This window comes from Streptomyces globosus (genome assembly GCF_003325375.1).
Lineage (GTDB): Bacteria > Actinomycetota > Actinomycetes > Streptomycetales > Streptomycetaceae > Streptomyces > Streptomyces globosus_A.
The window spans coordinates 3,640,631-3,654,722 of record NZ_CP030862.1; the positions used below are offsets into that span (position 1 = coordinate 3,640,631).

Below are 14,092 nucleotides of genomic sequence, written 5' to 3' on the forward strand. Positions count from 1 at the left end.
CGCAGATGACTCTCCACCGCACGCCCCGCAGGCGTACCGTACGGCGGCTGCAGGCCGCGTCCGCGGGCATGGCGGCCGGCCTGCTCGTCACCGGCAGCCTGCTCGCCGCGCCCGCGGCGCAGGCGCGGTCCGGCACCGACGCCAGTGCGACCCCCGGCGCGCCGCTCGGCACGGCCGCCCGCACCGTCGGCGATGCGAGCTACACCCCGGGCGCCTGCCCGAAGACTCCGGAGCCGATCGAGGAGCTCGAAGGGGCCCGCTGCGGAACCCTCACCGTCCCCGAGAACCGCTCCGAGCCGGACGGCAAGAAGATCAAGCTCGGTGTCGCGATCGTGCCCGCGCTGTCGGCCGCGCCGAAGCCCGACCCCATCGTGTGGCTCGCCGGCGGCCCCGGGGACGACGCGGTCGGCGAGGCGGAGATGGCGATCGGCGGCGGCCTGAACCGCGACCGGGACGTGGTCCTCATGTCCCAGCGCGGCACGTACTCGGCCGAGCCGAACGTGCTGTGCCCCAACATCGACGAGTTCAACGCGCGAGCCGTCGGCCTCGTCTCCGGCGCACCGTCCACCGAACGCCTGCACGTCGAGGCCACCAAGGCCTGCCGCGACCGGCTGGCGGCCCAGGGCACCGACCTCGCCGCCTACAACGACACCGAGAGCGCCGCCGACTACGAGGACCTGCGGGCGGCGCTCGGCCTCAAGCAGTGGAACCTGTACGGCATCTCCTACGGCACGCACCTCGCGCTGGTCTACATGCGGCTGCACCCCGGCGGGCTGCGCTCCGTCGCCCTCGACGGGATCCTGCCGCCGTCCATTGCGGGTTCCGCGGCGACCTGGAGCAGCGCCCGGCAGGGCTTCGACGGCGTGTTCAAGGCGTGCGCGGACCAGCCGGCGTGCAACAAGCGCTACCCGAACCTGTCGGCCACCTTCGACAGGCTCGTCCGCGACCTCGAAGCGAATCCGGTCACGACGACCGTCACGCTGCCGGGCAGCGACAAGCCGGTGAAGGTCGTGCTGGACGGTGGAACGCTGGTCAACTGGATGACCTCCGCCACCCACATCGCACCCCAGGTCCCCCTCGCCATCGACGAGTTGGCGCACGGCAAGCCGCAGCGGATCGCCGCGCAGTACGCGGGCGGCAAGCTCAGCCCGGCGGCCGTGGGCCGGGTCGCGCACGGCCTCGTCTACGGCGTGTTCTGCAGCGAGTGGACGCCGTACGAGACGGAGGAGGAGGCCCTGGAGGGCGGCCGGAAGGCTTTCCCGACCTACCCCCGCCCGGTGCTGGAACAGGCGCCTCAGCTGGCCTTCCTCCGGTCGGACTGCGACGTGTGGGATGTGCCCCCGGCCGACCCCTCGATCCGGGACGCCACCCGCAGCGACATACCGACGCTCGCCCTGTCCGGCAGCTTCGACGCCCAGACCGGCGCGGACAACGGGCCGTACGTCGCGCGGACGCTGCCCAACGCCACGATCGTCACCGTCCCATACGAGCCGCACGTGGTGTTCGCCACCTCGAAGTGCGCGCAGCAGATCGCCGTCTCCTTCTTCGACACGCCGGACGCGCCGGACACGGCGTGCCTGAAGGGCTTGGAGGCGCCCCGGTTCGAGATCGGGGAGCCCGGTTCCACCGGATAGCCGGCCCCGGCGGCGTCAGCTGCCCTGCAGGGTCTGCTGCAGCCAGTCGAAGACGACCTCGCAGTGCAGCTGCGGCGCCATGGGAGAGCAGTGCAGTTGCGCGCCCTCCTGCGCCGTCAACCGGACGTAGTCCTTGGGCGAGGTGAGCGCGTTGTACATCTCGCGCGGCTGGCCGGGGTAGAACTGCTCGCCCTCGTAGTCGAGGACGAGGGTCGGGGCCTTGATGAGGGGGACGACGTCCGTGATCTTCAGGGCCTGGATGCGGGTCGCCGGGGTGTAGAAGTCGGTGAACAGCCGGCCCTGGCGGGCTTCGAGCATCGCGGGGATGGAGAACGGCTCGAAGCGCTTCTTCATCGTCGCGGCGGCCGCCGGGGGCAGCTCCGGAACGACCTCGTTGTTCCAGATGTCGTTCGTCTGCTGCTTGTCGGGTGTGAGGATCCGGCGGATCTCGGGAGGGAAGCCCAGCCAGGGGTCGACGCAGCCCGGCATTGCCACCAGGGCGGCGATCCGGCTTTCGAACGCGGCGGCGCGGGGCGCGAGGTCGCCCGCCATGCTGAGGCCCGTCAACGCGATCCGGTCCGGGTCCACGTCGGAGCGGGCCGTCAGCCAGTCGACGAGCGGGGTGACGACCTTCTCCCAGGTGGGCGTGAAGACGATCCTGTCGACGAACAGCAGCCGGCCCTGCCCCGGCCCGTCATAGACGAGGGCGTTCCAGCCGCGTTCGAGGGCGGCGGGGACCCCGTACGTCCACATGTCGACGTTCTGGCCGTCGCTGCCGTTGGTCAGGATCACGGTGGGGCGCCGGGCGCCGGACGTGTCGGGGCGGAAGAACCACACCGGCAGCGGTGTCGTCCCGTACGGGACCTGCGCCTTGACCGGGGCGGGCTCGCACAGGTCGCAGAAGGCGTCCCAGGCCTTGCGCCCCGACCGGTACAGCTGCTCCTCGCTGCCCGGGGCGTCGGAGCCGAGGACGAAGAACAGTGCCTGCCCGTAGTACTGGGCGGCGCGCAGGGCGCGGAACCGCTTGGTCTGGTCGTCGGCGGGGGCGCCGGGCGGCGGCCGCAGGAGCCGGTCGCCGAGCTTGCGGAACGTCTCCACGTACGTCTGGGGGGACAGTCCGGCAGCGTTGACGGTGTTGACGGCGGTCAGGACCTCGCCGACCTCGGCGGCGCCGGCACCGGAGGCGCCCAGTGCCAGGAGTGCGCTGAAGTTGTACGCGGGATCCTGGAACAGCGTCATCGCGCCCGGGGTGATCCCGCCCGCGCCGGCGGTCGGCGAGGCGGAGCCGGCAGCGGTGGGGGTGGGTGCCGGTGCGCCGGGAGCGGCCCCGCGGGCACAGCCCGCCATGAGCGCTGCGCCGACGCCGGCAGTCGCGGTGAGCAGGGCGCGGCGGGTGGGGTCGGTGGGACGCTCGCCCGGTGTGTGCTTCATGCCGTCGGAACCTAGCGGCGGTCCCGCGCCGCGGCATCCGCTCGGCCGCCCGCAGGCGGGCCCGCGGCGCCGGAGTCTGCTGCGGACGGCGTGCGTATCGCCAGGTCGCCGGCGTGCGGCACACCGGTCGGCCGCAGCCTCGGAGCCGGGGCGGTCGCACTGGGCCGACCGGCGGCAGCAGGGCGCCGCGGCCACCCGCCTGCGGGGGTTGCCCCTACGCCGGGGGGCGTGCTGCCCCCATGGTCCGGCTGATCTTGAACGGGCAGGCTGGAGCACGCCCGAACCCCGAGTGAAGGAAGTCTCTGTGCTCTCTCTGCATTCGGTGCGCCGCCGCGTGGCGCGCACCACGGTCGTCGGAACGCTCGTCGCCGCCGCATGCGCCACCTTGCTGGCCGGCAGCGCCGGGGCCATCGTCAACGGATCCGACGCCGGCGAACACTACCCGTTCATGGCGACGATTCCGGAGTCGGCTCCGAAGTACGGCCTGCACGACGGGAACTGCGGGGCGTCGCTGATCGATCCGCGGTGGGTGCTGACGGCGGCCCACTGCGTGCAGGGTGACGGGCTGGAGCTGGAGGGCACCGTCCGGATCGGCAGCAGGCACCGCAAGTCCGGCGGGACCGTACGGGCCATCGACCGGATCGTGGTCCACCCCGGCTACGCCAACGGTGAGGGCAAGGCCTTCAACAAGCACGACATCGCGCTGGTCCGCCTCGACCGCCCGGTGGCCGGGAAGCCGGTCCGCCTCGCGGAGGGGGCCGGCCGCCCCGGTACCCCGACCCGGATCCTGGGCTTCGGGACCACCGTGGACACGGAGCTGCGGTTCGCGGAGCGACTGCAGGAGTTGGACACCCGCATCGGCGCCGAGGCGGAATGCGCCCCCGGTTACGCGGACCGGACGCGGCTGTGCACCATCAGCAGGGTGCCCGAGGCGATGGCGTGCTTCGGCGACTCCGGCGGACCGCAGCTCCAGCGGGGCAGGCACGGGCGGTGGGAGCTGGTCGGCGTGACCTCGGGTCCCGGTGCCCCGGGGGTCGCCTGTTCGGACGGGCCCGGCCTCTACGCCGGCGTACCCGTCTACCGGGACTGGATCCGGAAGACCGTCCGGCGCGATGCCTGACCTTGCGCTCCGCCGGTCGGCAGCCGGGGGCCTCACCGGCGGCGGCAGACGGGGCGGACGTCGCCCGCCGGTCTTCCCTCCGGCGGGCCTCGGCGGACTTCGACAAGGCGCTCGCGTGCAACGTCGACCTCTGCTCGCGTGCAACGTCGACCTCTGCTGGACGGCCCGGCCGCGCGGGAGTCGTCCGTGCCGGCCCGGCTGCTGCGGCCGGCCGGCCGGCCGGCTCGTCCCGGTATACGGGGCTCCCGGGGGCCGGGCCCCGCCGCCGATGGCGGAGTCGGTGCGCGCGGCCCTGCACGGGGCGGCTTCCGTACCGCTGCGTCCGTCCGCCGGCGCCGCGGCACCGCGCTGCTGGTAATCAGCGCGGACGTTGCCCATTGCGGACAGGAGTTGGCCTAGATCCCGCTTAGTGTCGTCCGCAGAGGTGAGACGGCGGCCGAGGAGGGCGACGTGACGATTCTGGTGACCGGTGCGACAGGGACTCTGGGGCGCCTGGTGGTCGAGAGGTTGCGGCAGGGCGGCGAGAGGGTCCGCGCGCTCACGCGTACGCCGGCCGCGGCGGGTCTGCCCGACGGCGTCGAGGTGGTGGGCGGCGACCTCACCCGGCCGCAGACCCTGGCGGGCGCGTTCGACGGGGTGCGCGCCGTGCACCTGCTCGGCGCGACCGGACACGACCACACCCCGCTGGAGACGGGCCCGCAGGTCGTGGCCATGGCGGCCGAGGCCGGAGTGGAGCGGCTCACCGTGCTGTCCGCAGGCGAGGACGGGCCGTGGGAAGGGACCGTGCGGGCGAGCGGCCTGGAGTGGACGTTCGTCTGGCCGATCGACTTCATGGCCAACACGCTCGGCTGGGCCGGGGCCATCCGCACAGCGGCCGAGGTACGCGAGCCGTACGCGGGCCGCAGGACCGCCTCCGTGGACGAGGCGGACGTCGCCGACGTCATCGCCGCCGTGCTCACGCGCGGGGGCCACGCGGGCCGGCGGTTCACCGTTTCCGGGCCCGAAGCGCTCACCCCGGCCGACAAGGTGTCCGCCATCGCGGCGGCCACCAACCGGGCTCTCCGCTTCACCGGGCTGACCGACGAGCAGGCGCGCCGGCAGTGGAGGGCGGAGGGCTGGCCCGAGGAGGGCATCGCATTCGTGCTGCACATGTGGGCCACCGTCCCCGACACGGTGGCCGAGGTGACGACGGCGGTCGAGGAGGTGCTGGGCCGCCCGCCCCGCACGTTCGCCCGGTGGGCCTCCGCGCACGCCGCCGCCTTCCGCCCCTGACCGGGGCGGCTCGTCACCCGTCCTGCGGCCGGCCGGCCTCCAGGCGGCGGAGGATCGCCTCGGCGAGCCGCCACAGGTCCGAGTCGCGCCGGAACCGGCGGTCCCGCTGCGCCCTGACGGCGTCGGCGAGGCGCCTGGCCTGCGCCTCATCGAGGTCGTCGGCCATGTGGGCGGCGAGCAGCAGCGCCTGGTGCTGCTCCAGTGGGCTGCGCGGGTCCTCGACGGCGGTGACCGCGGCGTCGACGTCGCGCAGGGCGCGGTCGGCCTGCATCGCGGCGAGCGCGGTGATGCGCTCCTCGGCGGTCCCCTCCCGGAACCGGCTCAGGACGTCGGCCGGTTCGTGCTCGCGCTCCTCCGCGGAGCGGCGGTCCCGGGAAGCGGCCTCCTCCGTGGCCCAGGTGCGGGGCACACCGCGGTGCGCGGTCCTGCGTACCGGCGTGCGGTCGGCGGCAGCGGGAGCTGCGCTGTCCAGCAGGACCTGCGCCTCGGCGCGGAGCCGCCGCGCCGAGGCGACGTCGCCCTGCCGCTCGGACTCCTCGGCCAGCGCCAGCCTGTCCGCGGCGGCCGCGCGGAGCCGGAGGCTGACTCCGCCGACCTCCAGGCCTTCGAGGCGGCTGCCGAACAGGGCGAGGAGCAGCAGGACTCCGCCGAAGACGAGCAGGACGGCCGTGCCGGTGCCGTTCTCCGTCACGAACACGGCGAGGACGCCCGTCCCGAACGCCGCCGCGCCGAGCAGCCCGGCGACCAGGCGCAGGGCGGGCGTGAAGTGGAAGGGTGCAGGGTCGGAATCGGCCGGCTCGCCCCTTCTCCCCGGCGACGTCAGGACGGCTCCTCGCCCGTGTCCTGGGGGGCTTGGGCGCGCTTGGCCACGACCGCGGCTGCCGCGGCGGCGCTCGCCGCGAAGGCCAGGGCGAGCATCCACCGCTGGTCGAAGGTGTGGCCGGTGGCGTGGTCGAGGGAGAGGCGGCCCGGGCCGGCGAGGCCGATGGCGGCCGCTGTGAAGCCGAGGAACGCCGGGTACTCGTACCCGCCGGCCTGGGCGAAGAACCCGGCCGGGGCGTGGACGGACACCGCTCCGGCCATGGCGCCCGCGGCGGCCGCGCCCGCTGCCGGGGTGGCGAGGCCGAGGACCAGCAGGGCCCCGCCGCCGGCCTCGCCAAGCCCGGCGGCGAGGGCGCTGCGCCGTCCGGGGGTGAAGCCCATGTGCTCCATGGCGGCGGCGGTCCGGTCGAGGCCGCCGCCGCCGAACCAGCCGAAGAGCTTCTGTGTGCCGTGCGCCATCAGCACGGCTCCGGTCCCGGCGCGGAGGGCCAGCAGAGCGAGGTCGCGTCGGTTGATCCATGTCATCGGAAGTCTCCCTGGGACGGCGGGGCACGGTGCCGGAGACATCCCTATCCCCGCACGCCGGCGCCGCCCCGCGCCCCGGGCCACGTCCGCCCGGACGGGTGCCGGTGGCACGGAGCCGCCGAACGGAAGCCGGCCGCCGTCCGGCGCGGCTTCTTCGACGGCCTCGGCGCCCGCCCGGCGCCGGTACCCTCCTGGCTTTCCGGCGCGCGGGCGGGCCCGGTGGCGGGCCTCAGCCGAGGGTGGCCGCGAGGTCGCTGCACGCCTCGGCGCACGAGCGGCAGGCCTCGGCGCAGAGGCGGCAGTGCTCGTGCTGGTCGGCGTGGGCGGCGCACTCGTCGGCGCAGGCCCGGCAGGCGACGGCGCAGGCCGTGACGAGGGCGCGGGCGATGTCGGGGTTGTAGCCGGTGTGCCGGGAGAGGACCGCGGCCGTGGCGGTGCAGATGTCGGCGCAGTCCATGTCGGTGCGGATGCACTTGGTGAGGTCGCCGACCATGCCTTCGGCCAGACAGGCGTCGGCGCAGGCCGTACAGGCCTGCGCGCAGGCGATGCATTCCTCGATGCAGCGGGCGAGCCTGTCCTGGTCGAGGTCGCCGAGGTCGGCGGGGTAGCTGTGCAGCATGTCCTTGACGGGCGCGTTCATGGCGAGGGCCCTCGCTTTCCCGCCGCCGGCCGGAGGGAGCCGCGCCTTCGGGGGAACCGTGCGGCGGCTTACCGCCAGGATCGCCCCGCGGCCCGGTTTCCGCCCGGCGGGCGGGGTGTCATTCGGGGCGGCTGAAGCGGTGGGCCGCCCAGAGCAGGGCCGCCGCGCCGGCCGCCAGGAGGACGCCCGCTTCGAGGAGCAGCGGCGGCTGCCGGCCGAACCAGTCGATGCCGCCGACGGCGGCTTGGTCGGGGACCCGCAGGGCGATGCAGCCGCGGAGCAGGTCGACGCCGTAGGCGAGCGGGTTGGCGTCGGCCAGGGCGCGGGCCCAGCCGGGCAGGTTCTGCAGCGGGAAGAAGCCGCCGGAGAGGAACATCAGCGGCATCATGACCAGGCCGAGCAGCATGTGGAACACCTCGGGCCGGTGCAGGCTCACCGCGAGGGCCAGGGACAGGGCCGTGATGGTGAAGGAGGCGAGGACCATGCCGCCGAGGAGCAGGGCCATGAGGACCGGATCGTAGGGCAGGCCGACGGCGCCGGCGAGACAGAGGAGGAGGGCGCCCTGGACCGTGGCGACCAGGGTGCCGCCGGCGCAGCTTCCCAGGAGCAGGGTGGACCGGCGCACCGGGGCCATCAGCAGCTCGCGCAGGTAGCCGCTCTGCCGGTCGGTGATCAGCCGCACGCCGACCATGATGGCGGGCGCCTGCACGGTCATCATCAGCATGCCGGGGAAGAGGTAGGCCTGGTATCCGGTGCCGAGCGAGGAGTCCGGGATGAGGGCGGCGAGTCCGCCTCCGAGGATGAAGAGGTAGAGCACCGGCTGGAACAGCACCAGGGCGGCGTGGGTGGGCTGGGCCGCCAGGCGCAGCAGGTCGCGGTGGACCAGGGCGTGCACGGCGCGCAGTTCGCGGCGCAGCCGGTCCGGCGGCGCGGCCCCGGGGCCGCGGGTGCCGTCGGGGGCGGCCGGTGTGCGGAGGGCGGGTGTGGTCACGGGGCGCTCCCGGGGGCGTCCGGCGTCAGGTCGGGCCGGGCGGCGTTGATGCTGCGGCCGGTGTGGTGGAAGAAGACGTCGTCGAGGGTGGGCGGTGCCGCGGACGCGGCGTGCACGGAGATGCCGCGGCCCGCCAGGGCGGCGCACAGGCGGGGGATCCAGGCGCTGCCGTCGGGCACGCGCAGCCAGACCCCCTCGGCGTCCGCGGTGACGGCGGGATCCGGCGATCCGGTCGCCTCGCACACGATCCTGCGGGCGGTCGCGTCGTCGCTGGTGCGCAGCACGACGCGGTCGTCGCCGATCGCTGCCTTGAGTGCGGCGGGCGCGCCCTGGGCGACCAGGCGGCCGCCGTCGATGATGGCGAGGCGGTCGCAGTGCTCGGACTCTTCCAGGTAGTGGGTGGTGACGAAGAGGGTGCTGCCCTGCCGGTCGCGGAGGGCGCGCAGGTGCTGCCAGACCTGTGCGCGGGCGTGGGGGTCGAGGCCGGTCGTCGGCTCGTCGAGGAACAGGACCTCGGGTGCGTGCAGCAGGCCGCGGGCGAGTTCCAGGCGGCGCCGCATGCCGCCGGACAGGGTACGCACCAGGGCCCGGCGCCGGTCTGCCAGGTCGACCGCCTCCAGTGTCTCGGCGGTCCGGCGGCGGGCGTCGCGGCGGCTGAGCCCGAAGAGGCGGGCGTGGATGTGCAGGTTCTGCTCGGCCGTCAGGTCGGGGTCGAGGGCGCTGTGCTGGAAGAGCATTCCCACCCGCCGGCGTACCCGGTCGGGCTCGGTGAGGATGTCGGCGCCGGCCACGGTGGCCCGTCCCGAGGTGGGGCGGGCGAGGGCGCACAGCAGGGCGATGGTGGTGGACTTCCCGGCGCCGTTGGGGCCGAGGAAGGCGAAGGTCTCGCCCCGGTGCACGTCCAGGTCCAGGCCGCGCAGGGCCCGGGTGGCGGTGCCGTCGGGTCCGGGGTACGTCTTGACCAGGCCGCGGGTGCTGATGGCGTATGCCGTTCCGGCTGCGTCGTGCGCGCTGTCCGGGCTTGTGCGGGGGGCGGGCGCGGGGGCTGCCTGGGCGGGGGCGCCGGCACCGGCGTGTGGCTGCATGGGGTCGGGTCCTCGTCTACGGGTGGTCGTCCGCCGGGACGGGCTTCCGGGAGCGGTGGCGCCCCCGGAGGGGCACCACCGCTTCGGCCGGCGGCCGTGCTGGGACGGCCGCCGGCCGGAAGGGCCGGGTCAGGCGCAGCTGACGCCGACGCAGACGGTGTTGAGCAGGGTGAGCAGGCCGACGCACTGGCAGGTGTCGGCGAACGCCGCGCCGTCGGCGCCGAGCGGGTCGGTCTCCGGAAGGGCGTGCAGGTGGGCGAGCAGCTCGAAGTCGCGGTTCTCCATGACGTTCTCCTTCTCTGTGACTCAAGCGGCAGTGTTCTGCCGCTCAGACCGGCTGCTGGACCATCCAGTGCCGGGGTTCTGTGTGGCGGACCCGCAGGAGGAATGCCAGGATTCCCGCGGTTCCGTCGCTCCAGCTCGTCGAGGCCTCCCCGTACTCGTTGGGGAAGACGACGTGGCTGCCGCGCCGGGCCCGTTCGGCGACGAGGAGACGGGCCAGGTCGTCGGCCATCGCCCGGTAGGAGGACTCCCCCGTGGCGTCGGCCAGGTCGAGGAGGAAGTCGCCGTTGCCGGCGAGGCCGTGGCATTGCGTCAGGGGGGCGCGGGAGGCACGCTGGACGACGGCGCGGGCCGCTCCGTGGGCGAGGTTGCGGAACCGGTCGTCCCCGGTCGCCTGCCACAGCCTGACCAGGAAGGATCCGATGCCGGCCGAGCCGTGGCACCAGTACGGTGCCGTGGGCAGGTCCGCGGTGTGGGCGGGCCAGTGGACCGCGTCGCCGACCCGCACGGCGCAGGCCGCGAGGTGTTCGCCCGCCGCCAGGGCGAGATCCCTGTGCTGTTGGCGTTCTGTGACGGCGGCGGCGGCGAGGAGGAAGCAGGCGATGCCTGCGGTGCCGTGGGCGAAGCCCAGGTAGCGTTTCCCGGCTTCGGCGGAGACGGCTTCCGCGGGGACCGGCCAGCTCACCGCGGCCGGCTCGCGCCGTGCGGCGGCGGCCAGCCGGTCGGCCGCGTCGGTGACGAGCCCGGCGAGGCGGGGGTCCCGGGTGCGATACCACAGGTGGGCGGCGGCGAGTCCGCTGCCTGCCGTGCCGTGGGTGATGTCGTGGCTGGGCGTCGGATCCTGCGGGGCCAGGGCCAGGGCCAGGGCGTGGTCCATGAGGGCGCTGTCGTTGACGGCGCGGCCGGCCTCGTACAGGGCCCAGGCGGTGCCGCGGCCGCCGAAGTGCAGGCCGGGGCGGGTCGAGCGGGTGTCGGTCCGGGCCGCCGTCCACCGGCCCGCGGTGGATATCAGCCCGGGGAGCCGCGGGTCGCCGGTGAGTTCGAAGTAGCGGGTCAGGACGGCGAGGACTCCGGCCGCGCCCTGCTGGACGGTGCAGGGGTCGGCCTCGCCGGCCATCGTGGAGACGGGCCACAGCCGCCGGTCGTCCGCCGGGTCCATCGTGTCGACGAGGTGGTCGACCATGCCGGCGATGGCGGCGTCCACCTCGTCGGCGGCCGTGCCGCCCGGCTGGGGTGCGGCGGCGGGGCGTGCGGGTCGCATCAGGGCGGTCGCGCGGAGGGCGGTGAGCGCCCTGGCGGGGTCCCAGCGCTCGGCGGGGTCGTCCTTCATCAGCCCGAGGACGGTCTCCTGGAGGGCCGGCGGCAGGTCGAGCGGTGCGGTGCAGGCGGTGAGCCAGGCGGCGAGCCGCTGCTCGGCGGGCCGGCCGGCGGGTTCCTCGGGGAGCAGGTTCGGGACCTTCCCGGCCAGGACGAAGCAGATGGTGGCGCCGAGGCTGTAGTAGTCGGCCGTCGGGGAGACCGGGGCGTCGGCCAGGCGTTCGGGGGCGCTGAAGCCGGGGGTGCCGACTCGGGTCGGCAGGGCGCCGTCTTCGCGGAGGACGGCGAGTTCGAGGTCGATGAGGCGGAGTTCGCCGTCCGGGCGGACCATGACGTTGCCGGGGGTGAAGTCCCGGAGGACGCAGCCGCGGGCGTGGGCCGCCGCGACCAGCTCCGCGAGGCGTACGGCCTGGGCGAGCGCGTCGGCGCGGTACTGCTCGCTGCCGGAGTCGCGGAAGTGCTCCGCGACCCAGGTGCGCAGGGGTATGCCCGGCACCTCCTCCTGGGCAAGGAACAGGTGCCCGCCGACCTCGAACATCGCGAGCGGCTCCGGTGCGAGGCCCGTTCCTCTGAGCTTCTCCAGCGTCCGTGCCTCGGCCCGGAGCCAGTCGCGGACGTCGGATCCGGACGCGTCGGCCTCGACGTGCGGCCGGGTCTCCTTGATCACCACGGGTGCGCCCGTGGTGACGTCCGTCCCCCGGTAGACGCCGCCCTTGTTGGTGTGCCGGATCGCCTCCCGTACGGAGAAGCGGCCGCCGAGGAGCACCGGGCTGGCGGCCGTCTGCTCGGTGCGCGGCGGGGCGGGGACGGACGGCGGGAAGGGGCTGACGGCCCAGGGGGGCGGGTCGTACTGGCCTGTGCGCTTGTCTTCGACGGGGTTGCCGTCGGGGTCCTCGATGTACCACACCAGCAGGCCCTCGTCCGACAGCCGCCGCCGGCCGACGAAGGCGCCGTACCGGTAGTGGACCAGGCTGTGCGCGGCGTAGGGCTGGTCGGACAGGATGCGCGGGCCGGCGAGTCCCGCCGTGGCCCGGTGCAGCTGCTGCGCTATTCGGGCCGCGTCGGCGTCGGAGGACGGGTAGACGGTGAGGAACTTGCCCGACGAACCGCGCGGCGTGGCGCGGGTGTTGAGCGCGCTGACCTGCTCCAGCGACCGGGCGAACTTGAACGCCGACTCCTCGCGCAGCAGCACGTCCAGGGACCGGGCGAGAACCTCCGGCGCGGAGGCGGCGGTTGCCGACACGTGGAGCTTCCAGCCCTGGGTGCGGGGGGTCGCGGAACCGGGCGTGAGGCGGCACCACATGTCGTCCGCGTCGACCGCCCAACGCGTTTCGGTGTCCGTGGCCTTGAGTGCGTCGTGGAGAAGGCTTTCGAGATCGGCTTCGGTTGCGTGGCTCGTCATGCGTGTCCCTCTCAACGGTGGAAACCGCTGGTGGAATGTGCCGTCGGTTTATGAACGTACAGTCCGCACCGCGCCGTCCGTCAGTGGCCGAAGGGAGCGCACGGAGTTGTTGCGGCGCCGAATGGCGTCTACCGGCGCGCGGGCAGGCGCGTTTGGCTCTGGAGGTCGGGGAGGCTCCTTGGTGCGCCTCGCGGGATCGCGACGGAGCGGCGCACGCACCTGAATTCAGGGGCGGAGCGGCAGCGGAATTCGTCGGTGCGATTCCCGCTGCGGTCGGTTCCGTGGGAGAACGTCTGCCGCGGAAGCAGGGCCGACGCTCCATCGGGTCCGGCTTCCGGCGTACAGCTTTGCCGCTGCCCGGCCCGCGGTAAAGACTGTGTTTGCGCCGTCGCGGCAACCTGCGGCGGAGCATGATCCGGTCCGGCGGCCGGACGGCGATCATGCGTCTGAACTGGGCGCGGCCGCCGCGTCACACGCGTCACAACCCCCCGGCACATGCAGGGGATTGACTCAAAACGACAACCGGAATGCTTTCGGTCGACTTGGAGGCGAAAACCCGACAGCGCCGGCATCCGTGCTTCGGGAATACTGCACCGCCTTTCCGAACTCCTGTTTCCCTGCGCTTTGGGTGCAGGCAACCGGGGTGCGGGGAGGGCGGTGGTGAGCGTGCATTCTCCGCACCGTGCCGACCGGTTGCCCGGCCGTACGGAAAGGCAGATTCGGGCGGTGCGCAGCCTCGCCCCGACGGGCGCGTGCACGGGCGGGGTCACGCGGGCTTCCTGCCCGGGGTGGCCGAGTCCTCCTGGCAGCGCCCCGTCGTGCGGCGCCGGGTGCGCTCCCGCCGCGGCACCCGGCGGACCGCGTCCGGGCCCGGACCGCATCCGCGGATCGGGCCCGGACGGAAGAGGAGAGTGGGGGCGACAGGACAGGAGGCGCTGTGGGACGTGAACCGGAGGCCCCGTTCTGGGCGCCTGCCCCCGACGGGGGCCGCGTGGAGCAGCCCGTCTGCTCCCACCTCGGGGAGGCGGTGCTCCGTCCCGTCCGCCACGTGGGGAAGGGGTGCGAGGACTGCGAGGCCGGGACGCCGCGGGTAGGCCTGCTGCGGTGTCTCACGTGCGGCCATGTCGGCTGCTGTGACAGCTCCCCGGGGCAGCACGCCCATGCCCACGCCGAGGCGTCCGCGCACCCCCTCGCCCAGTCCTGCGCGAGCGGTGCCCGGTGGGCCTGGTGCTATCCGGACGGCCTGTACCTCGTCCCGGCCGCCCCGGCGCCGCGCTGAGCACGGCCCTGTACGGGGGCAGCCGGCCGGTGGGCGGGGGCGTCGTCAGCCCCAGAGGCGGGCGGCGAAGAACGCCGCGACCATGGCGGCGCCGAGGACGACGAGCGCGAGGAAGACGCCGGGGTGTTCCCAGGGGCCTCCGTCCGCGCGTTCCCGGTGGGCCGATGCGGTGGATCCTTCGGCCGGAGGAGTCTCCCCCGGCGGAATCCTGAGGTTCGACATGATCCCTCCTCGGAGCGGGTGGTGGGCGGTGGGGCGGTTCAGGGGGCCGGGCGGGCTCCGGACGCCAGGG

13 protein-coding genes are annotated in these 14,092 nt (G+C 74.5%); 4 read left to right on the plus strand and 9 right to left on the minus strand.

Features of this window, described 5'->3' with window-relative positions; translation table 11 throughout:
• The first annotated feature begins 5 nt into the window (after positions 1 to 5).
• A complete protein-coding gene (locus C0216_RS15840) occupies positions 6 to 1,634 on the plus strand; it encodes an alpha/beta hydrolase (protein WP_114055914.1) in 1,629 nt (542 codons plus the stop codon).
• 15 nt (positions 1,635 to 1,649) lie between these two features.
• Here C0216_RS15840 and C0216_RS15845 read toward each other — a convergent pair whose 3' ends face one another.
• Entirely contained in the window at positions 1,650 to 3,065 is a 1,416-nt protein-coding gene (locus C0216_RS15845) for an alpha/beta hydrolase family protein (RefSeq protein ID WP_114055915.1), read from the minus strand.
• A 304-nt stretch (positions 3,066 to 3,369) separates the two neighbouring features.
• Between C0216_RS15845 and C0216_RS15850 the strand changes: the two genes are divergently transcribed.
• Both C0216_RS15850 and C0216_RS15855 read left to right on the plus strand, forming a co-directional pair.
• Entirely contained in the window at positions 3,370 to 4,185 is an 816-nt protein-coding gene (locus tag C0216_RS15850) for a serine protease (protein WP_216827088.1), read from the plus strand.
• 450 nt (positions 4,186 to 4,635) lie between these two features.
• Entirely contained in the window at positions 4,636 to 5,457 is an 822-nt protein-coding gene (locus C0216_RS15855) for an NAD(P)H-binding protein (RefSeq protein WP_114055917.1), read from the plus strand.
• 13 nt (positions 5,458 to 5,470) lie between these two features.
• On the opposite strand, the gene C0216_RS15860 is transcribed toward C0216_RS15855, so the two are convergent.
• From C0216_RS15860 to lanL, 7 genes are all read right to left on the minus strand, one after another.
• A complete protein-coding gene (locus tag C0216_RS15860) occupies positions 5,471 to 6,154 on the minus strand; it encodes a hypothetical protein (protein ID WP_114055918.1) in 684 nt (227 codons plus the stop codon).
• 122 nt (positions 6,155 to 6,276) lie between these two features.
• Complete coding sequence (locus C0216_RS15865) at positions 6,277 to 6,804, minus strand: DoxX family protein (protein WP_114055919.1); 528 nt, start codon at positions 6,802 to 6,804, stop codon at positions 6,277 to 6,279.
• A 229-nt stretch (positions 6,805 to 7,033) separates the two neighbouring features.
• Positions 7,034 to 7,444 (minus strand): four-helix bundle copper-binding protein, encoded by a 411-nt coding sequence (locus tag C0216_RS15870; RefSeq protein WP_114055920.1) that lies wholly within the window; start codon positions 7,442 to 7,444, stop codon positions 7,034 to 7,036.
• A gap of 118 nt (positions 7,445 to 7,562) precedes the next feature.
• A complete protein-coding gene (locus C0216_RS15875) occupies positions 7,563 to 8,435 on the minus strand; it encodes an ABC transporter permease (RefSeq protein WP_428985430.1) in 873 nt (290 codons plus the stop codon).
• Positions 8,432 to 9,520: an ATP-binding cassette domain-containing protein gene (locus C0216_RS15880; protein ID WP_114055921.1), complete on the minus strand. Its 1,089-nt coding sequence runs from the start codon at positions 9,518 to 9,520 to the stop codon at positions 8,432 to 8,434. The genes C0216_RS15875 and C0216_RS15880 overlap by 4 nt, the downstream gene beginning before the upstream one ends.
• A 129-nt stretch (positions 9,521 to 9,649) precedes the next feature.
• Entirely contained in the window at positions 9,650 to 9,805 is a 156-nt protein-coding gene (locus C0216_RS33890; protein WP_174250405.1) for a VenA family class IV lanthipeptide, read from the minus strand.
• A gap of 43 nt (positions 9,806 to 9,848) precedes the next feature.
• Positions 9,849 to 12,521, minus strand: coding sequence for a class IV lanthionine synthetase LanL (lanL, locus tag C0216_RS15885; protein ID WP_114055922.1), 2,673 nt, complete (start codon positions 12,519 to 12,521; stop codon positions 9,849 to 9,851).
• Positions 12,522 to 13,458: 937 nt separating this feature from the next.
• Between lanL and C0216_RS15890 the strand changes: the two genes are divergently transcribed.
• Entirely contained in the window at positions 13,459 to 13,800 is a 342-nt protein-coding gene (locus C0216_RS15890) for a UBP-type zinc finger domain-containing protein (RefSeq protein ID WP_428985431.1), read from the plus strand.
• Positions 13,801 to 13,845: 45 nt separating this feature from the next.
• Here the strand turns inward: C0216_RS15890 and C0216_RS33895 are convergent, their stop codons facing one another.
• Positions 13,846 to 14,022: a DUF6480 family protein gene (locus C0216_RS33895; RefSeq protein ID WP_174250406.1), complete on the minus strand. Its 177-nt coding sequence runs from the start codon at positions 14,020 to 14,022 to the stop codon at positions 13,846 to 13,848.
• Positions 14,023 to 14,092: the final 70 nt, after the last annotated feature.

Excerpts from the sequence above, each read along its gene's own strand:
- C0216_RS15880 (WP_114055921.1), bottom strand. The coding sequence starts at position 9,520 with ATGCAGCCACACGCCGGTGCCGGCGCCCCCGCCCAGGCAGCCCCCGCG.
- C0216_RS15840 (WP_114055914.1), top strand. The coding sequence starts at position 6 with ATGACTCTCCACCGCACGCCCCGCAGGCGTACCGTACGGCGGCTGCAG.
- C0216_RS33895 (WP_174250406.1), bottom strand. The coding sequence starts at position 14,022 with ATGTCGAACCTCAGGATTCCGCCGGGGGAGACTCCTCCGGCCGAAGGA.
- C0216_RS15870 (WP_114055920.1), bottom strand. The coding sequence starts at position 7,444 with ATGAACGCGCCCGTCAAGGACATGCTGCACAGCTACCCCGCCGACCTC.
- C0216_RS15865 (WP_114055919.1), bottom strand. The coding sequence starts at position 6,804 with ATGACATGGATCAACCGACGCGACCTCGCTCTGCTGGCCCTCCGCGCC.
- C0216_RS15845 (WP_114055915.1), bottom strand. The coding sequence starts at position 3,065 with ATGAAGCACACACCGGGCGAGCGTCCCACCGACCCCACCCGCCGCGCC.
- lanL (WP_114055922.1), bottom strand. The coding sequence starts at position 12,521 with ATGACGAGCCACGCAACCGAAGCCGATCTCGAAAGCCTTCTCCACGAC.
- C0216_RS33890 (WP_174250405.1), bottom strand. The coding sequence starts at position 9,805 with ATGGAGAACCGCGACTTCGAGCTGCTCGCCCACCTGCACGCCCTTCCG.